The organism is Vibrio atlanticus (genome assembly GCF_024347315.1).
Classification (GTDB): domain Bacteria; phylum Pseudomonadota; class Gammaproteobacteria; order Enterobacterales; family Vibrionaceae; genus Vibrio; species Vibrio atlanticus.
The window spans coordinates 1,257,411-1,280,394 of the sequence record NZ_AP025461.1 but is presented as its reverse complement, the minus strand read 5'-3'; the positions used below and the strand labels follow the sequence as shown (position 1 = coordinate 1,280,394).

The 22,984-nt window shown below is 47.0% G+C and carries 3 protein-coding genes; 1 reads left to right on the top strand and 2 read right to left on the bottom strand.

The genetic code is table 11. The annotated features are described in order from the left end of the window. Positions 1-2 precede the first annotated feature (2 nt). Both OCV30_RS21345 and OCV30_RS21340 read right to left on the bottom strand, forming a co-directional pair. The gene (locus tag OCV30_RS21345; RefSeq protein ID WP_009844977.1) at positions 3-1,352 is read right to left on the bottom strand and encodes an HlyD family type I secretion periplasmic adaptor subunit; all 1,350 of its coding nucleotides are present in this window, start codon (positions 1,350-1,352) and stop codon (positions 3-5) included. 3 nt (positions 1,353-1,355) lie between these two features. Then, positions 1,356-1,718, bottom strand: coding sequence for a hypothetical protein (locus OCV30_RS21340; protein WP_065678414.1), 363 nt, complete (start codon positions 1,716-1,718; stop codon positions 1,356-1,358). Positions 1,719-1,914: 196 nt separating this feature from the next. Between OCV30_RS21340 and OCV30_RS21335 the strand changes: the two genes are divergently transcribed. Next, the gene (locus OCV30_RS21335; protein WP_065678415.1) at positions 1,915-22,860 is read left to right on the top strand and encodes a tandem-95 repeat protein; all 20,946 of its coding nucleotides are present in this window, start codon (positions 1,915-1,917) and stop codon (positions 22,858-22,860) included. Positions 22,861-22,984: the final 124 nt, after the last annotated feature.

The following is a 22,984-nucleotide window of genomic DNA, read 5'->3' as shown; positions in this document are numbered from 1 at the left end:
AATTACCTCTCATCGAATGCATCTTCGATGGCTGACATCACAGGTTTTGCTGCGTATTCGATCACGCGACGCGAGCCTGTTTTTACGTCGGCGGTAAATTCCATATAAGGTGATAATTTGTATTGAGTGCCTCCTCGTTCAAGAAAGTTTCGATCAATCTCAATCTCTGCCAAATAGAATTCGGCATCTTCTTCTTCATATGATGAACGGCTAATTGAGGCGATGGTTCCCTCAACAAATCCATATTTTGCGAAGTTATAAGTATCCATTTTTACTTTTACCGCTTGGCCAATTTCGACAAACCCCATGTCTTTACGCGGAATTTTCGCTTCACCGTGTAGGGAGTTATTGATTGGAGCAATATCAGCGATACTCTCGCCGGGTGGTATTACCGCAGAACGGAAGTTGAAGTGTAATTTGTCGACCACACCATCCACTGGTGAGTAGACGATTAAGCGATCTACCTTATCGGAATGTTGTGGTTGTAAGATCCGTTTCAGTTTGAGGTCTTTATTAGCCTGAATGATTTGTGCTTGATATTCAGAATTACGATTCTCAACCAAATCGCGATGTTGCTTTTCCAGCTTATCGAGTTGAAAACGTTCATTCATGACGGACTCATCAAGGTTTTCAATCTCACGAACCATATTGGATTCTTGTACTTTCATATTTAGAACGTCGACATAGGACGCCATCTCTTCTTTATAAAGCGTGTTTTTGATGTTGAGTTGTTTGCGAATGAGTGAGAGTTGGTTCTCTGAGCTTTTGCGACGCTTTAGCATTGATCCAATTAGAGAGTTTTTGTGTTTAATATCGTGAGTGATCAGCTCTTCGTTAGAGCGGTTCTTCGAGAACTCTTGCTGCCACGTATTCATGTTGACTTGAACTTGTTCTGGGTACTTTTCGATGTAAGAAGCAAAGTTTGGTTCGACCATGTCACGCAAGCTTTCATAACGGATTTTATCGAGTTCCAGCTGAATGATTTCGGTGTTCACTGTATCGAGTTGGGTGTTACGGTCGAGTGAGCGGATTCGAGCAATAGGTTGGCCTTCATACACAACTTCCCCTTTTCTCACTAACAGCTCTTCTAAAATACCGCCTTCTAGATGTTGAACTTTCTCAACATCAGACTCTAGCAACAGCTCGCCACGCACAGAAACGACAATGTCGATACGTGCTTGTGACGCTACGGCGATAGCCACCAAAGCAAGTAGAAAAATGATGAGTAACGTCTTGTGAACGCTAGTCATCGCACTTGCAAGCACGATGGTGTCATCTGCTGTGACCTTGGAAGCCTCGTTGTTAGAAACAAGCGCTTTTCTTAGGTGATGCTCTATTTGGTTATTGCTCATGACCTACCTCGATGACTCGTCATCTACAACTTCCTTAATATCCAACAAGTGATGGATTTGTCTATTGACGTTTTGTAGTTCAGTTTTTACATCCTCTAAAAGCGCTTCCGGCGCAGGGAATTTGTGTTTACTCAAATGTTCCAATTTGGCCATTTTGGGCGGTAGGTCTTGGTCACACAGCAAGGTTAAGATGGTCTTCAATTTTTTTGAGTAGTTGTTGAGTTCGTCAAAGCGATTACTCTTATGAAGCGTCTCTATGTTGATTGCTGCGTCTGAAAAGTCCTTATAAAAGTCGCCTAATAGCAATTGCAGCCCTTTGTGGTTGTTGTCGATTGAACGCAACAAATTCGTCATGTCTATCATCATTCCACTGCCTTAATTGCTTTAATCACAATAACTAAGGATCTTTAAAGGCAGTTTTCAATTTTTTTTTGCTTCTTTTCACTTCTTTATGCATAAAAAAGACAATATGAAAAAAGTTGTATAAAAACTTGGTTTTTTAAAATGGTGTCCTTTAATGCCTCTAAATACGATCAGTTAGCTAGTAGCAACGGAGGCTGTAATGGCAGGCGAAAATAACCAAAACAACCAAAATGAAGATCTCAATGACGCGGTAGAACAGACGGACACGAACGACGCGGGTACGCCCTCCCAACAGCAGAATCAACAAAATCAACAGAACACGATTGCGTCGACGGTAGCGACGGGTGCTGAAAATACCGACGCGGCAGACGAAGTGAACCAAGCGTTGGAAGACAATCCAAGTGGTGCTGGTAATTCAGAAGAAGCAGCAGCTTCTGGTGCTGCTGTTCAAGAAGAGACGCCAGAAAGCGATGGAGATTCAGATGCAGCTCAATCTAATGTAGTCGGTGGTGCGGCTTCGGAAGCTGGCTCGGATAATGCTGCTGGCAGTGGTGGCGGAGCAGGTGCTGGCGCTCAAGCCGTAGGTGGCGATAACGCAGAGGCTGCGACAGGTGGAGCCGACGCTGAGGGTAATGAAGAACAAGGCCAAGCAGCACGTACATCTGCAGCGCCGAGTTCTACATCTTCTGAATCGGATGAGCAACAAGTCGGTGATGACCTTGATTCACAGACAGTCGAAGAGACATTCGCCGTTGATGTTCAAGCTTCAGATGAAGAGACCATCAGTGAAGTAGAGGATGACTTTGATTCTGAGACAACAAGTGAAACGTTCAAAATCAAAGTAGAAAGTGAAAATGATGCTCCGGAAGCTGAACAAGATCTGGCTTACATCATGGATGAAGATGGCTCCATAACATTTACTCAAGAACAATTACTCGAATACGCAAGTGATGTTGATGGTGATGAGCTTATTGCTTCAAACGTTCAAGTCGGCGCAGATGCAACGGTTCAAGATAATGGTGACGGTACGTTCACAGTTGTACCTTCCGCTGACTTTAATGGCGAGCTAGACCTTACTTTTGATATCAGTGACGGCCAAGAAACCATAAGTAGCGCAATTGATTTAACGGTTCGTCCTATTAATGACGCACCTGTACCAGAAGATAAAACGTTTGAAATAGAAGAAGACGGCACACTGGTTTTTACGGATGCAGACCTCCTAACGGGTGCAACCGATATTGAAGGTGATAACCTGACTGTAGAAGGTGTGACCTACGATGGCGGCGACGGTATTCTTACCGACAACGGTAATGGCACGTACACCTTTGCGCCAAACGAGAACTTCAATGGTGATGTAAACTTCGGCTTCGATGTATCAGACGGTACAGACACGGTTGCTGCAAACATTGATGTAAGCGTAACAGCAGTCGATGATGCGCCAGTATCAGGCGACCTTGCTTACTCAGTCGATGAAGATGGTTCGATTCGTCTAAGCCAAGAGCAATTGCTGTCTCAAGCATCTGATGTAGAAGGCGATGATCTAACTGCTAGTGGCCTAACGGTTGGTGGCGATGCGACAGTTACTCAGAACGACGATGGCAGCTTTACCATCACGCCAGATGAGAACTTCAATGGTGACATCGATATCAGCTTTGATATCTCAGATGGCACTAACACGGTTCAAGCTTCTGCCGATTTAACCGTTAACCCAATCAATGATCTGCCAGTTCCTCAAGATCAACAGTTCAGTGTTGAAGAAGACGGCACACTTATCTTCACTGACGCTGATCTACTCACAGGTGCGACAGACATTGAAGGTGACAACCTTACGGTTGAAGGTGTGACCTACGATGGCGGCGACGGCATTCTTACCGACAACGGTAATGGCACGTACACCTTTGCGCCAAACGAGAACTTCAACGGCGACGTCAACTTCAGCTTCGATGTATCAGACGGTACCGATACGGTAGCGGCAAACATCGATGTAAGCGTAACAGCAGTCGATGATGCACCAGTATCAGGCGACCTTGCATACTCAGTCGATGAAGATGGTTCTATTCGTCTAAGCCAAGAACAACTGCTTTCTCAAGCGTCAGATGTAGAAGGCGATGATCTAACTGCTAGTGGCCTAACGGTTGGTGGCGATGCGACCGTTACTCAAAACGATGATGGTAGCTTTACCATCACGCCAGATGAGAACTTCAATGGTGAAATCGATATCAGCTTCGATATCTCAGATGGTACCAATACGGTTCAAGCATCAGCTGACCTAACCGTTAACCCAGTTAATGACCTGCCAGTCCCTCAAGATCAACAGTTCAGTATTGAAGAAGACGGCACGCTGCAGTTTACTGATGCAGATCTGCTAACCGGTGCAACCGATATTGAGGGTGATGATTTAACGGTTGAAGGCATCAGTTATGAAGGGACTGATGGGGTACTGACAGATCATGGTGACGGCTCATACAGCTTCGCGCCAAATGAAAACTTCAATGGCGACGTAAACTTTAGCTTCGATGTTTCAGACGGCACCGATACGGTGTCTGCAAACATTGATGTTAGCGTGACTCCAGAGAACGATCCGCCAGTTGCTGGCTCTACGTCTTACACTGTTAATGAAGACAATTCGATTACCATTTCTGATGCACAACTATTGGCAACATCTTCAGATATTGAAGGTGATGTATCGATAGACAGCGTGACTTACTCGGGTAGTGACGGTGTCCTTGAAATCAATGGTAACGGCACTTACACCTTCTCGCCAAATGAGAACTTTAGCGGTGAAATTGCACTTGATGTGGTTGTTGCTGATGAAGAGGGTGCGACCGATGCAACGACCGCGGGCATCAATGTTCTTGAAGTGAACGATCCGCCGGTTGCAGGCCCAACGTCTTACACCATTGATGAAGACTCAGTACTGACCTTCAGTGAGTCTCAAGTGTTGCTTAATGCCTCAGATGTAGAAGGTGATGTTGAGCTTGTTGGTATTAGCTACGATGGCCCTGAGGGTATCTTCTCAGTAAATGGTGACGGCACTTGTAGCTTCGCTCCAAATGAGAACTTTAATGGCCAAGTTCAGCTTGATGTCACCATTCGTGATGAAGATGGTGCAGAGGTTGAAACCGTCATCAATGTTGACGTACTGCCAATCAATGATGTGCCAGTATCGGGTGATTTGGCTTACAACGTTAACGAAGATGGTTCAATCACATTGAGCCAAGATCAGCTGTTGTCTCAAGCGTCCGATGTTGAAGGCGAAGATCTAACCGCGAGCGACTTAACAGTTGGTGGTGATGCAACCGTTACTCAAAACGATGACGGCAGCTTCACGATTACGCCAGATGAGAACTTCAATGGTGACATCGATATCAGCTTTGATATCTCAGATGGCACCAATACCGTTCAAGCAACCGCCGATCTTACTGTTAACCCAGTTAATGACTTGCCGGTTCCTCAAGACCAACAATTCAGTATCGCAGAAGACGGTACGCTGCAATTTACAGATGCCGACCTACTTACCGGTGCCACCGATGTTGATGGCGACGACTTAACCGTTGAAGGTATTAGCTATACAGGTGGTGATGGCGTACTGAGCGACCACGGTGATGGTACTTATACCTTTGCGCCAAATGAAAACTTCAATGGCGATGTGAACTTCAGTTTCGATGTGTCTGATGGCACAGAAACGGTCAGCGCTAACATTGACGTCAGTGTGACTCCTGAGAACGATCCGCCAGTTGCGGGTTCAACCTCATACATGGTCAACGAAGACAATGCCATCACAATTTCTGATGAGCAGTTGCTAGCAAACTCTTCTGACGTTGAAGGTGCAGTGTCGATTGACAGCGTAACTTACAGCGGCACAGATGGCGTGTTCCAAGATAATGGTGACGGCAGTTACACCTTCCTTCCTAATGAAAACTTCAGTGGCGATATCAGCCTTGACGTTATTGTTGCCGATGAAGACGGTTCGATTGATGAAACCACTGCGGGCATTACCGTACTAGAAGTGAATGATCCACCGGTTGCGGGTCCAACGTCATACACCATTGACGAAGATTCGGTACTGACGTTCAGTGAATCTCAGATTCTTGTGAATGCTTCGGATATCGAAGGCGATGTAGAACTTGTTGGCATTAACTACGATGGCTCTGACGGTATCTTCACTGTAAATGGTGATGGCACATGCAGCTTTGCACCCAATGAAAACTTCAATGGTCAGGTTCAACTGGGTGTGACCATTCAAGATGAAGATGGTGCGACGGTAGAGACACAGATTAATGTCGATGTACTACCAATTAACGATCCACCAGTATCGGGCGATTTGGCTTACACCATCAACGAAGACAGCTCAATCACGCTAAGCCAAGATCAGTTATTGGCGCGAGCTGGTGATATTGATAGCGAAAACCTAGAAGCTATTAACCTTTCTACTGATGAAAACGCAATCATCCAACACAATGATGATGGCAGCTACACCATTACACCTAACGCAGACTACAACGGTGACCTAGATTTGAACTTCGATATCATCGATAACGATGGTGGTTCAGTTCAAGTTGGCCTAGACGTTACTGTGAATCCGGTTAATGACCTGCCACAAGCGGAAGATCAACAGTTCACGATTGAAGAAGACGGTACGTTACTCTTCACCGATGCTGATCTGCTTGCAGGCGCGTCGGATATTGACGGTGATGAGCTGTCGATTGAAAACGTGCTCTACACGGGCGCTGATGGTGTTCTTAGTGATAACGGTGACGGCACTTACAGCTTTGCACCAAACGAGAACTTCAATGGTGATGTTCAATTCTCATTTGATGTTTCTGATGGCACGGGTTCAACAGCCGCCCATATTGATGTAAGTGTAACGCCGGAGAACGATCCTCCTGTAGCGGGCTCGACAGCTTATACAGTTCAGGAAGATGGCCAAATCACGATCAGTGATGAGCAGTTATTAGCGAACTCTTCAGATGTAGAGGGTGATGTTGCTCTATCGAGCGTTACTTACGCTGGTGACGATGGTTCGTTCGTTGATAACGGTAATGGCACCTACACCTTCACGCCAAATGAAAACTTCGACGGAGACATCTCACTAGATGTTGTCGTCGTTGACGAAGACGGTGCAACGGCGATAACGACAGCGGGCATTGATGTCATTGCTGTCAATGACGGCCCTGAAACGTCCGGTATTGAAGCCGAAGTCGACGAAGATAATTCAATCACTATTACTCAAGAACAGCTGCTTGCGAATGCAACCGATGTTGAAGGTGATGAGTTAACGGCGTCTAACCTTCAAACCAACGACCCTGACGCGACAATTGTTGCTAACGACGATGGTTCATTCACCATCACGCACACTGAAAACTTCAATGGCGAGTTAGACTTCACATACAGCATCAGTGATGGTGACAACGAAGTTCTGACCACACTCGATCTAACGGTTAATCCAGTTAATGATGCGCCAGAAGCGGGCGAAGAGATCTTCATCCAAGCGCAAGAAGATCAAACGGTTGGTGTGACGCTTCGTGAAGAACCTGCACTACGTTTAGACCAAGCGCCAGAAAACGGGATCATTGAAGCGAATGTTAATGATGAGTGGGTGGTACTGGAAGTAGGACAAGAAGTTCCTGCAGATACCGAAGTGCGCTTTGTTCCAAGTGAAGATGCTCTTGCTGAAGGTACGCACACCACACAAATCGGTACATTTGACGATAACGCGAGTGTGGATGATTGGGGTACAGAAGTTGACCCTTATACGCGTGAGTTCTCGGATGGTGACTTAACGGTAACCGTTCAAAGTAACGATGATCCGCTTGGTGCCTGGAATGGTAACACCCACATTGGTCACGGACTTGGTGATACAGACCGCCAAGGCCTAAGTGGTGATGAGAAACTGACTGTTTCGGTTGAAGGTCAAGACATCAATGAAATCAGTTTCCACCTAGATGGTTTGGGTGGCTGGTTCATGGAAGAGTCTCGTCACTTTACCGAAGTAGAAATCAAAGCGTTCAATGAGGATGGCGACCTAATTGACTCGATGACTTACCACAAAGAAGACCGTGGTACTTTCGAGACAGACTACACGCTAACGGTTGATCAACCGGTGTCTTACTTTGAGCTTGGTACCGTGCAAGGTAATGGTACTTACGTCGTTCAAAACATGACAGTGTCACAAACTTGTCATGATGAAGCGGTGTTTACATCGATTGGTGTAGACGGTTCAGAAATCACCGAAACGGTTGAGTTGAACATCCATGCGGGTGACAACGAAATCGAGTTAACGGCTGATCTTCCGAATATTACTGTCGATACCGATGGTTCTGCCCAGTTTGCTTCAGTTGTGATTACCGAAGAGCAACTACTGGCGCAAGCATCTGATATTGATGGCGACGACCTTGATATTGAAAATCTCGAGCTGGTGGGTGAAAACTCAGAGCATGCAACACTCATCGATAATGGTGATGGTACTTGGACGGTAACACCGGATGAAAACTTCCATGGTGAAATCGAACTCGGTTACCAAGTTACCGATGGTGAGCTAACAGACAGCAACATCATCAACATCAACTTCGAATCGGTGAATGATGCGCCAATCGTTTCTGGTCCAATGGTTTTATCGACAGACGAAGACCAAGGTATTACGTTCAGTGCTGATGATTTACTGGCGAACACCACAGATGTAGAGGGTGATGCGCTGTCTATTTCTGACATCACTTACGGTGGTGATGACGGTGATTTAGTCGACAATGGTGATGGTACATTTACCTTCATGCCGAATGAAAACTTCAATGGTGAAATCGACATTGATTACAAGGTATTCGATGGCACCGATGAAGTTGCAACCCATCTAGATCTGACCGTTGTACCTGTTAATGATGTGCCGGTTCCGGGCGAGCCATTGCACACCCAAATGCTTGAAAACGGCTCTATGATCATCGAAGCGAAAGACCTATTGTCTGGCGCGACCGATGTTGATGGCGAGATCCTGCATGTTGAGAATCTACTGCTTGTTGACCAATCACAAGGTACATTAACAGACAATGGAGACAATACTTTCACATTCGAACCTGCAGAGGACTTCTACGGTGAAGTGAATCTGACCTTCGATATCAGTGACGGGCAAGCAAGCGCACCAAGTACAGCAAGAGTCGACGTTGAAATTGTCAACGAAGGCCCTGAGGTGAGTGGTCCAATTGAAGCCGCTGTTGATGAAGATGGGTCAATCACTATCACTCAAGAGGATCTGTTAGCGAATGCAACCGATGTGGATGGCGATAACCTTGAAGCGGTTAACTTTGCGACCAACGATCCAAATGCGGTTGTTGTAGAAAACCCAGACGGTAGCTTCACGATTACACCAAGTGCAGATTTCTTTGGTGAGATTGAATTTACTTACGATGTCACTGACGCGATTGAGACCGTGGCTGCCGACCTCAACTTAACCGTAAATCCAATCAACGATGCGCCAGACGTTCCAGACATGTCTTTCGCTACGGAAGATGGTCAAGCGATTACTATTACCGAAGCTGAATTACTGGCACAAGCGACAGACGTTGAAGGCGATGAACTGTCTGTTGTGAATGTGACGAGCGCAAGCGACACGGTAGAAGTCACAGATAATGGCGATGGAACATACACATTAACGCCAGAGCAGGGCTTCTTCGGCAATGTTGACTTAACGTTTGATGTGAGTGACGGCACCGACGTGGTGGCCGCAAACATCGACCTAAAAGTTGAGTTCGTCAACGATGCACCAGAAGCGACGCCAATGGTGGCTGATGTCGACGAAGATGGTTCAATCCTCGTTACACAAGAAATGCTGTTGGAGAATGCGAGCGACCAAGATGGCGATCAGCTATTTGCTTCTTCACTTGAAACCAATGATCCGAACGCCAGCATTGTAGACAATGGTGATGGCACGTACACAGTGACACCTTCTGAAAACTTCAATGGTGATATTGCATTCACTTATGAGGTGAGCGACGGTGAGCTGAGCACGTCTAATGATATGACATTGACCGTGAATCCGGTGAATGACATTCCAATTGTTGCTCCAGGCATGTACCACATTGAAGAAGATGGCAGCATCCTGTTCACTCAAGAGGATCTGTTGAGTGGTGCGATTGATATTGATGGCGATGACCTTAGTGTTACTAGCATCAATTACTCTGGTGATGAAGGTACAGTCACCGACAACGGTGATGGCACGTTTAGCTTCGTTCCTGAAGAGCATTTCAGTGGTGATCTGCAGTTCAGCTTTACTGTGACAGACGGTACGGATGAGGTTGAACAAGACCTTAACGTTCATATTGAAGCAGTCGCGGATGCACCGGATCTTGTGATAACCGATGGAGACGGTGTTAACGTTGATGACCAAGCTATTTTGGTTGAGCCAGGCGGCATTGTTGAGCTTAATATTGCGGCGGCGCTTGTCGATCAAGACTTGTCTGAAACACTTACCGTAACTGTAGATGGTGTGCCAGAAGGTTCGGTTATTCAATACGATAACGAAGGCGTTCTGAATGACCAAGAGAACGGTATCACCAGTTACAACGACACAGAAATTACAGTAACGTTTGAAGGTGAAACGGCAGGTTACCAAAACGCAGCGGGTTACTACAAAGTTGATGAAGACGGTAATATCACGGGTGTTGAAGTTGTTTACGAAAACGCGTCACAAGTTGGCGGCGGCGGTGACCTTGTTCCAGGACAAGACCAGTTCAGCTTCCAAGTTGAAGAAGGTGAAAGTTTCAATCTGTTCTTGATTCCAAACGGACATCAGCACAATGACTTTGACGCGATGCAGGAAGGTCAGTACGAGTTCCGTGCTGAAGATGGTTCGCCTGCAAACATGGACACGGTTGATCCTCAACTTGTATTTGTTGCTGCCGATGGCACTGAAACTGTCGTTCAAGGCCAGAATGGTGATGCGATCTTCCATGGTGGTTCAAGCTCTCAGCTAAACCAAGATGGTATCGAGCATACTCGCACGACGGTTAATGAAGACGGCGAGCTTGTTTACGGGTTTGAAGATTTGTATGGCGGCGGTGATGCTGACTATTCAGACTTCAACTTCACAATCGATGTCGGTGAAGTGAACAGCCAAATCTACAGTGGTGAAGTGACGGTTGGCCCTGATGGTACGGTGAACTTACCAACAACGGCCATCGAAAATGCTCTACAGATCCAGTTACCAGAAGACTTCAATGAGCAGCTTGAAGTTCATGTAACCGCAACCGCAACAGAGCTATCGAATGATGATTCTGAAACGGTCTCTCAAACCATCTACATTAATGCGACAGGCGCGCACATTGAGCACGCACCTGAAGCACTTCCTGTTGCCGCAACAGTGGAGGAAGATGGTTCTATCATCATCACGCAAGAAGACTTGTTAGCCAATGCTCGCGATTTAGATGGCGACCAACTCACAGCGCTTAACTTAGCGACTGATGACGACAGCGTAACTATCACAGATAACGGTGATGGTACTTACACATTAACGCCAGATGCTGACTTCAATGGCGATGTTAGCTTTACGTTTGATGTGTCTGATGGTGATGATGTTGTCTCTACCAATCTAGAGCTAACTGTTTCACCAGTGAACGATGGTCCAGAAGCACAAGACCAAGCATTCACAGTCAGCGAAGATGGTGTATTAACCTTCACAGACCAAGACCTATTAACAGGTGCGACGGACATTGAAGGGGACGACCTAAGCGTTGAAGGTGTGACTTACACTGGCGCAGATGGTGTTCTAACCGATAATGGCGATGGCACATACAGCTTCGCGCCAAACGAAAACTTCAATGGCGATGTAAACTTCTCGTTCAATGTATCAGATGGTACCGATACGGTAACCGCTAACATTGATGTCAGCGTGACGCCAGAGAACGATCCGCCTGTTGCAGGTAGCACGTCTTACACGGTTCATGAAGACAACTCCATTACGATCAGTAACGAACAATTGTTAGCGAACTCTTCAGATATTGAAGGGGAAGTCGCAATTGATAACGTGACTTACAGTGGTAGCGACGGTGTTCTGGAAATCAACGGTGACGGCACATATACCTTCTCTCCAAACGAGAACTTCAATGGCGAAGTTAGCCTAGATGTTGTCGTGACGGATGAAGATGGCGCGACTGAAGCAACAACGGCGGGTATAACTGTCCTTGAGGTGAACGATCCGCCAATTGCTGGCCCAACGTCATACACCATTGATGAAGATTCAGTACTGACTTTCAATGAGTCTCAAGTTCTGCTTAACGCTTCTGATATTGAAGGTGATGTTGAGCTTGTTGAGATTAACTACGATGGTCCAGACGGCATCTTCTCAATCAATGGTGACGGTACATGTAGCTTCGCACCGAATGAAAACTTCAACGGTCAAGTGCAGTTGGATGTGACCATTCAAGATGAAGACGGCGCTCAAGTTGATACGTTTATTACGGTTGATGTATTACCAATCAACGACGTACCAGTATCAGGCGACCTTGCATACAGTGTTGAGGAAGACGGTTCGATTACCTTGAGCCAAGAGCAGCTTCTTTCTCAAGCAAGCGATGTAGATGGCGACGACCTTACTGCTTCTAACTTGATTGTTGATGGAGACGCGACGGTTGTTGCTAACGATGACGGCAGCTTTACCATTACCCCTGATGCGAACTTCAATGGTGACATTGACCTAACGTTCGACATTAGCGATGGTACAGATACGCTTGTTGCGACGGCTGACCTCACCGTTAACCCAGTTAATGACCTTCCACAACCACAAGATCAAACGTTCAGCATTGGCGAAGACGGCGTCTTGAGCTTCACTGATGAAGACTTGCTGACAGGTGCGACCGACATTGATGGAGATGACCTATCGGTTGAAGGTGTTACTTACACAGGTGCGGACGGTGTTCTTACTGATAATGGCGACGGAAGCTACAGCTTTGCGCCAAACGAGAACTTCAATGGTGATGTGAACTTCAGTTTTGATGTGTCAGATGGCTCGGATACGGTTCAAGCCAACATTAATGTCAGCGTGACACCAGAGAACGATCCGCCTGTTGCAGGTAGCACGTCTTACACCGTTCATGAAGACAACTCAATTACCATCAGCGATGAGCAGCTTCTAGCTAACTCTTCGGATATTGAAGGTGATGTGGCAGTTGATAGCGTGACTTACACTGGCGTTAATGGTGTCTTTGAAGACAATGGTGACGGTACTTACACCTTCTCGCCAAACGAAAACTTCAACGGTGAAGTTAGCCTAGATGTTGTCGTTACCGATGAAGAGGGTGCAACTGAAGCGACCACCGCGGGTATTACTGTACTTGAGGTGAACGATCCACCAATCGCAGGTTCAACGAGCTACTCAGTCAACGAGGACGAAGTTATCACCATCAGTTCAGAGCAACTGTTGGCGAACGCTTCTGATATCGAAGGTGAAGTGGCGATTGATAGCGTTAACTACACAGGTTCAGACGGTATCTTTAGCGACAATGGTGACGGAACATTCAGCTTCGCACCTAACGCTAACTTCGATGGCGATGTAAGCCTTGATGTTGTCGTTACTGATGAAGAAGGCGCAACCGCAACTACCACTGCAAGCATTGATGTTCTGCCTGTTAACGATGCTCCGGTATCGGGCGACTTGGCGTACAGCATGGACGAAGATGGTTCAATTACCTTGAGCCAAGAGCAATTACTTGCTCAAGCGAGCGATGTTGACGGCGATGACTTAACAGCGGCTAATCTAACTGTTGGTGGTGATGCGACCGTCACTGCAAACGATGATGGTAGTTTCACTATCACGCCAGATACTAACTTCAATGGCGACATTGATTTGAACTTCGACATTACCGATGGTGATGCGACGCTTCAAGCAACGGCTGATCTTACCGTTAACCCTGTCAATGACTTGCCAACTGTCGGTGAGCCACAGTTTGTGACTCAAGAAGACACGAGCTTTACCTTTACAGAAGAGCAACTGCTGCAAAATGCGGGCGACATTGATGGCGATAACCTATCGGTTGAAAATGTGGCTTCAGATAGCGGTACTTTGGTTGATAACGGCGACGGTACTTATACATTCGCACCGAATGAAAACTTCGACGGCAATGTGAATGTGACGTTCGACGTGAATGACGGTACAGCGACAGTACCAGCAGAAGCGACGATTGATGTTCAATCTGTGGTTGATATGCCAGAGCTGTCGATTGCGTCTGACCTAGTGATTGCTTCAGACAACTTCGAGTCTGGCTCAAACGGTTGGAATACCGGTACTGAAAGCTCACAAGGCTTCGAATCAGGTGACATGCTAGGTCGTATTGGTGGCACTGGTGGCGATGAAGCTGTCAGCAAAACTTACGACATTCCAAGTGATGTGAGCGAAGTTAATATCTCGTTTAGCTTCTATGAAATTGATTCTTGGGATGGTGAGTCGTTCCAAATCTTTGTCGGCGGCGAAGAGCTTACTTCGTTAGACAACTCGGCGTTCCAAACTCAAGATGGCACTACAACGTTGTACGATTCAGCGGGCAATGAAGTGGGTGAAGTTGTTCACGGCGTGTCGCAAGGTGAAGGCTTCAGTGGTTGGAACGACCAAGCACACCAAATCAACCTAACGGTACCCGTTGAAGACGGCCAACTTGAGTTAGGCTTCGGTTCAACCTTGAACCAAGGTGTGAGTGATGAGTCGTTTGGCATCGACAACATTGAAATCACAGTGTCTGATGCGGATTACCAAATTATTGGTACCGAAGATACGCCAGTACCACTGGATATTGATGCGGCGTTAACCGATACCGATGGTTCAGAAAATCTCGCTATCTTGATTGAAGATGTACCAGAGGGAAGTTCGCTTTCTGCAGGTACCGACAACGGCGATGGCACGTGGTCACTACAGCCAGAAGAACTTGCAGGACTTGAGTTTATCCCTTCAGGTGATTTCAATGGTGATGTGGTACTAACGGTCAATGCGACATCAACGGATGTTGATACAGGAACAACCGCAACGGCAACGCAAGATGTGACGATTCATATCTCGCCAGCGAATGATGCGCCAGAAGTTGATGGTGATATCAGTGCCGTTACGGCCGAAGACAACAGTATCACGCTAACTCAAGAGCAGTTGCTAGAGCACGCTGTCGATATTGATGGTGATGACCTATCAGCAATCAATCTAACCACTAATGACGAAAATGCGACCGTTGAAATGAACGACGATGGCAGCTTCACCATTACTCCGAGTGAAAACTTCAACGGTAATATCGAATTTAGTTACGATGTAACCGATGGGGAAGACATGGTCGTGGCTGGCCTAGACTTGACAGTAACACCTGTCAATGATGCGCCAGAGCCACAAGACCAAGCATTCACTATTGGTGAAGATGGGGTTCTTAACTTCACTGACGCTGACCTGTTAACAGGTGCAACTGATGTTGAAGGTGATGACCTGACGGTAGAAGGTGTGACATACACGGGTGCTGATGGTGTTCTTACTGATAATGGCGACGGAAGCTACAGCTTTGCGCCAAACGAGAACTTCAATGGTGATGTGAACTTCAGCTTTGATGTGTCAGATGGCACAGATACGGTTCAAGCGAACATCGATGTGAGCGTGACGCCTGAGAACGATCCACCAGTGGCGGGCAGCACGTCTTACACTGTGCATGAAGATAACTCAATCACGATCAGTAACGAACAGCTATTAGCCAACTCTTCAGATGTTGAAGGTGAGGTTGCGATTGATAGTGTGACTTACACTGGCAGTGACGGTGTGTTCGAAGACAACGGTGACGGCACTTACACTTTCTCGCCAAACGAGAACTTCAATGGTGATGTGAGCTTAGCAGTTGTTGTTACCGATGAAGAAGGGGCAACAGAAGCGACCACAGCAGGAATCACCGTACTTGAGGTGAACGATCCGCCAATCGCAGGTTCTACCAGCTACTCAGTGAACGAAGATGAAGTTATCACCATCAGTGCCGAGCAACTGTTGGCGAACTCTTCTGATATTGAAGGTGAAGTGGCGATTGATAGCGTTAACTACATAGGCGCTGACGGCATCTTTACTGATAATGGCGATGGAACATTCAGCTTCGCGCCGAACGCAAACTTCGACGGAGATGTTAGCCTCGATGTGGTGGTGACCGATGAAGATGGTGCAACGACGGTCACGACGGCAAGCATTGATGTTCTTCCAATTAACGATCCACCAGTATCGGGTGACTTGGCATACAGCATTGATGAAGATGGTTCTATTACTCTGACTCAAGAGCAGTTGCTATCTCAAGCATCTGATGTGGATGGCGATGACCTGACCGCAAGCAACCTAAGCGCAGGCGATAATGCATCCGTTGTTGATAATGGCGATGGCACCTTTACGGTAACGCCAGATGCTAACTTCAATGGCGATATCGACCTAAGCTTTGATATTTCGGATGGCACTGAGTCAATTGTGGCGAACGCCGATCTGACGGTAAACCCAGTCAATGACTTGCCAACGACATCTGATGTTTACGCGAACGTTGATGAAGATAATGTCATCACTATCACGCAGGAGCAGCTACTTGCGAATGCCGCTGATATTGAGGGCGACGACCTTGTCGCTTCTAGCTTAACCTTAGTGGGTGACGATGCAACGATTGTCGACAATGGCGATGGCACGTTCTCAATCACTCCAAGCGAAAACTTCAATGGCTACATCGATGTTGCCTACAGTATCAGCGATGGCGATACTCCAATTGCCGCTAACTTGGGCTTAACCGTTGACCCAGTTAACGACGCGCCAATTGTTTCTGCTGATGTGGCGATAACCATTGAAGAAGATGGTTCATACACCATTACTCAAGAAGAGCTCCTACAATTCGCAACTGACATCGAAGACGATGACATGACCGCAATTATCGGAGAGCCGGGTGATGAAACAACCGTAACCGGTACCGTGTTGGATGCTGAAACCGGCAACCCAATCACAGGCGCGGATGTGACGTTAACCGACAACGCAGGTCACTCTTACACCGCAGTGACGGATCAATCCGGTAACTACTCTGTGAGCGGTCCTGTTGTTGACCAAGGTACCGTTACTATTGAACAAGAAGGCTCTATTACTAGCAGCTTCCTAGTTCCAGCTGGTGAAGATACCAACGGTGGCGTAACTGCAATATCTGAAGTACTTGAAGAAACAGATATGCGTATCGTGGTCACATGGGGTGAAAGTCCACGTGATATGGACAACCATCTATGGCTCTACGATACAGAAAATGGCAATGAGCTAGACCATATTTACTATCGCGACATGAGCCACGATTTGGGCGAAGGTAGTGTCGTTCAGCAAGATGTGGATGACACGAATGGCGGTGGTCCTGAAACCATCACTATTCCAAATTATCAAGATGCTGACATGCACTATTCAGTACACAACTACACCAGCAGAAGTTGGGATGTGGATGGTGTTGAAGATGTACAGGTTCAGGTGTTTGTTGGCGATACATTGGTTGAAACCTTTAGCCCTGATTTATCTGAAAACCCATCGGGTGACCACTGGCATGTATTCGATATCGTGAACGGCGTTATTGTTCCAAGCCAAGATGTAGGCACTCAAAATGCATTCGACTTGCCAACAGCAGAAGAAGCACTCGCGAATGAAAACGGCATTGATATCTCTGAATTGCTAACTGGCGATGAAGGTGATGACTCTGGTGAGACGGGTGGAAACGAACCAAGTGTTGGAGATGTTTCCATTGAGAACGCTCTTATCACTGACAATGGTGATGGTACTTACACCATTACACCGGAAGAGAACTTCAATGGTGAATTCTCGATTAGTTACAACGTGGACGATGGCAACGGCGGGGTTACGCCTGCGGAACTAGACGTTACTGTAACAGCAGTTAACGACCTTTCGGTTATTTACGACCACGACTACACCATTAATGAAGATGGCTCGCTGACCTTTACCGATGAACAGCTATTGGCTGGTGCAACGGATATTGATGGCGATGATCTTTCTGTCGAGTCGGTTAATTACGAAGGCACCGACGGTGTGTTCACGGATAACGGCGACGGTACTTATACCTTTGCTCCAAACGAGAACTTCAATGGTAATGTCGACCTAACTTACGATGTGAGTGATGGTACTGATGTTGTATCGGCGAACATTGATGTTCAAGTGGTTCCAATCAATGACGTACCAGTTGCAGGCACAACCTCTTACAGCGTTGAAGAAGACGGCAGTATTACCCTAAGCGATGCACAACTTCTAGCGAATAGCTCGGATGTTGAAGGGGAAGTGTTTGTCAGCGATGTAAGCTACAGCGGCACTGATGGTGTATTCACTGATAATGGTGATGGTACTTACACCTTTGCTCCAAACGAAAACTTTAACGGTGACATCAGTCTTGATGTATCTGTTATGGATGAAGATGGCGCAACCGCTGAAACAACCGCAGGTATCGACGTCATTGCTGTTAATGACTTGCCGGTTGCAGGTTCAACGACCTACAGCGTTGACGAAGATAACGTGATTACCATCTCTGAAGCACAGTTTCTTGCGAACAGCTCAGACATTGAAGGTGATGTATCCGTTAGCGACGTTTCCTACTCAGGCGCAGACGGTATCTTTACTGACAATGGCGATGGTACTTACAGCTTCGCACCAAATGAAAACTTCAACGGCAATGTCAGCCTAGATGTCACCGTTGCGGATGAAGACGGTGCAACCGCTCAAACAACTGCGGGTATTGAAGTTATCGCGGTTAACGATGCTCCAGTATCTGGCGATTTGGCTTACTCAGTGGATGAAGATGGTTCAATCACGCTTAGCCAAGAGCAACTGCTTGCTCAAGCTTCTGATGTTGACGGCGATGTTCTCACCGCTGCGAACCTAAGCGCGGGTGATAACGCAACAGTAACGGCAAACGACGATGGTTCATTTACCATTATCCCGGATGCCGACTTTAATGGCGACATTGATCTAAGCTTCGACCTTTCTGATGGTACTGAAACGGTTGTGGCAACGGCCGACCTTACTGTGAATCCAGTAAATGACATCGCGGTTGTAGAAGATGTCGCTTACACCATTGAAGAAGACGGTTCACTTACCTTTACAGACGAGCAACTGCTAGCGGGTGCTTCTGATATTGATGGTGATGAGCTTTCAGTTGCCGATGTGTCTTACACTGGCGCAGAGGGTGTGTTTACCGACAATGGCGATGGCACTTACACCTTTGCACCAAACGAGAACTTCAACGGTGATGTAAGTCTGGACTTCTCAGTATCTGACGGTACAGAGACGGTTGATGCAAATATCGACGTAACGGTAACAGACGTTAATGATACTCCAGTGGCAGGCGCAACGTCTTACCAAATGAACGAAGATGGTACCATCACATTGAGCCCTGAGCAGTTGATTGCTAATAGCTCCGATGTGGACGGTGAGGTGTCGCTTGATAGCGTGAGCTACTCAGGTGCAGACGGTATCTTGGTTCAAAATGAAGATGGTTCGGTAACGTTCGCACCAAACGAAAACTTTAACGGCGACATCAACCTTGATGTGACGGTTATTGATGACGACGGTGCAACGGCTCAAACTACCGCTGGTATTGAAGTCATTGCTGTTAACGACGCTCCAGTAGCCGGAAACGTGGCTTACTCGGTTGATGAAGACGGTTCAATTACGCTATCGCAAGAGCAATTGCTGGCTAACGCATCCGATGTTGATGGTGATGCACTGACCGCAAGCAACCTATCTGCAGGTGACAATGCGACCGTAACAGCGAACGATGATGGTTCATTTACTATCATTCCGGATGCTGACTTCAACGGCGACATAGACCTAAGCTTCGATGTTTCAGACGGTATCGAGACAATCCAAGCTGACGTCGACCTAACGGTTAATCCAGTCAATGACCTACCAACAGCAGAAGACCAAAACTTTACCGTTGAGGAAGATGGAACGCTAATCTTCACGGATGCAGACCTACTAGCAGGCGCTGCGGATATTGACGGCGATGACTTGTCTATCACGGGTGTGTCTTACACGGGCGCAGAGGGTGTGTTCACTGACAACGGTGATGGCACTTACAGCTTTGCTCCAAACGAGAACTTCAATGGCGATGTAAATCTTGGCTTCACAGTGACTGATGGCACTGAGACAGTCGATGCCAATATTGGTGTGACGGTAACGGATGTTAACGATGCGCCGGTAGCGGGTTCTACGTCTTACCAAATGAACGAAGATGGCACCATCACAATCAGCCCTGAGCAGTTAATTGCTAATAGTTCTGACGTTGATGGTGAAGTGTCGCTTGAAAGCGTGACTTACTCAGGCTCTGACGGCACCTTGGTTCAAAACGATAATGGGTCTGTGACCTTCACGCCAAACGAGAACTTTAATGGTGATATCAGCCTAGATGTGGTTGTGACCGATGATGACGGTGCAACTGCAACAACAACGGCAGGAATCGAAGTTCTGGCTGTGAACGATGGACCTGAATCTGAGGATGTGAAACTAACCACAGCCGAAGACAGCACCATTCTTATCACACAAGACATGTTGTTAGCTCAAGCTACCGACATCGATAACACCGCAGACGAGCTGTCGGCATCTGGTCTACAAATCGACCCTAGCTTGGGTGAGTTGCTAGATAACGAAGATGGTACTTGGTCATTTACACCAAACGAAAACTTCAATGGCGATGTGCCAATGACGTTTAATGTTAGCGATGGCCAAGAGACAATTTCAGTCGACGGCAACATCGATGTTACGCCAGTGAATGATGCACCTGAAGCGCCAATGATTGAGATGCAAGGCGAAGAAGATGTGGTCATGGTGATTGACCCAGCTTACATCGCGGATCAAGTAACAGACCTTGATGGTGACGAGATCAGCATTGAAAGCATCACAGTTCGAGCTCCAGCGAACGCGACCTTAACTCAGCAACCAGACGGCATGTATCACTTAGTGACTACTCAAGACTTTAATGGCTTAGTGGAACTGGGTTATCAAGCGACTGACGGTGAAGAAGTGGTTGATGGGTCGCTGAATGTGGATGTCATTCCGGTTAACGACGCACCATTCAATGTCGGCAACGCAATGATGACCACAGACGAAGATGGCGCGTTCACCTTCGATGCTGGCGACTTGATGAACTTGTTCGGTGACATTGATACCGTTGACCTTGTTGTTTCTCGCATTATCACCGCAGACGGTGAAGATGGCGGAGAAGTAACAGACAACGGTGATGGTACGTGGACATTCACACCAACAGGCGACTTTGCGGGTGTTTCTGACCTACAAGTTGTCGTGAGTGACGGTGAGTTTGAAACCGTTCTCGATGTTCCTGTGTTCGTACGTCCTGTCGCAGATGGCGCGGTTATTTCAACTGACCATGACGGTCCATTGGTGTTCGGTGAGGATGAAACCGGTCACTTAGGACTGAACGTTGGCCTAGTCGATGACTCAGAGACCTTGAGTAACTTGGTGATGACGGGTTTCCCTGTTGGATTCGAGGTAACAGATGGTGTGAATACCGTGATGATCACCGAGCCGGGTCAATACATCGACCTGTTCGATTGGGATATCTCAAACATTCAAATGACGCCTCCTGAAGACTTCCATGGTGAGTTCTTCGTAACTGTAAGTGCAACAACGGTTGATTACGGAGATGAGCCGGAAGCGTTTGAAGATGGCATCGATTCTGGTGATTTCGAAACCGTAGCGGGTGATTCCATCATCCTAACGGCGGACGACCTAATCGGTTTGGCTGAGAATGTGGATGCTGACAGCGATGATGAAGTGAAACTGGTTCATCTTGCTGACCGCAGCCAAGGTGAGATTGTCGATAATGGCGATGGCACTTGGACGTTCACACCAGCACCAGGCTTCACTGGCGAAGCAGACATTGCGTACGTAGTTGATAAAGATGGTGTGCTTCATGATGAGCAAACTGGCGTAGTCGTGAAAGAAGGCGACTCACAACAGAATGCAGCACCAGAAGTTAACAGCATCACAACGACGGAAATCGCAGCGGATGCCACCTTGTCGTTCACTGATGAAGACATGTTAGCGAACCTAAGCGATGCAGAAGGCGATAGTTTGAGCATTGAGTCAGTAAGCTTGATGGAAGGTCAGGGCGTAATTGAGAGCGATAACCAAGGTAACTATCAATTCACTCCTGCAGAAGACTACACCGGCGATGTTCAAGTTGGGTTTATAGCGACCGATGGCGAAAATCGCATCGAAAGCTTCTTCAATGTGGATATCCAAAGTGGCGATGAAGCAGCGGCAAGCGAAGGTTATACCTTAGCTGATGATGGTTCACTAACTATCACGGATGCACAGCTGGTGGATGAGTTGGGTGTGAGTGATTCTGCACAAGTTGTTGATGTTGCAGACGCGAACGATGCTGGCTTCTTTGCTGAATCTGGCGAAGGTGAGTGGACTTACTGGCCAAATGAAGACTTTGACGGCAACTTAGCGATGAATGTTGAAGTTAACGACGGCGGTGAAGTATCAAGTCACAGCTTAAGTGTCCAAGTTGAAGATGATTCAGTACAAAGTGATGAACCACAAGTTCAAGCTGCTCAAGCAACAGAAGAGCAACAAGTGGAAGTGGCTCAACAAGCTGATGAACAAGCTCAAGATGCTGAAACTGAAGACAGCACAGCAGATGTAACAGCGGCACCGGGCGATACCATCTCTATCTCGATTCCTGATGAGGTGAGTGGTAACGAATCGGTTGATTACGCTGATATGTCTGGCTTACCTGAAGGCGCTACTGTGAGCAACGCACTGGATAACGGTGATGGTAGCTTCACAATCAGTGGCAACCTAGAGCAGCCTGTATCAGTTGAACTTCCAGAAGGTTATGAAGGTACTAGCGAGATCCAATTCCAAGGTTACGACGAATTGGGTAGCTCAATAGACGGTGCTAGCGGTTCTGTTGAAGTTGAGGTCGATGATCAATACACCATGCAAGGTTCTACGCAAGAACAGCAACCGGACATGGCGGGTATGGAATCTGGTGGCAGCGACTGGACAAGTTCAGGTGGTCAAGATCAAGGTGTTGACTTCACGGACGACTCTGGAAGCTTCGATTCAGATTCTCAAACTGGAACTGATCAAGGCAACGACTTCGACCAAAGCTCAATTTAACCTAACGAGTTCAGTTCTCCTTTGAACTTACAATCAGACAGGGCAGCGTAATGTTGCCCTCGTTAAAGCCATGCAGAGTCGCCTTTGCGTGGCTTTTTTATTTGTCGTTTATTGTTCATTTCTT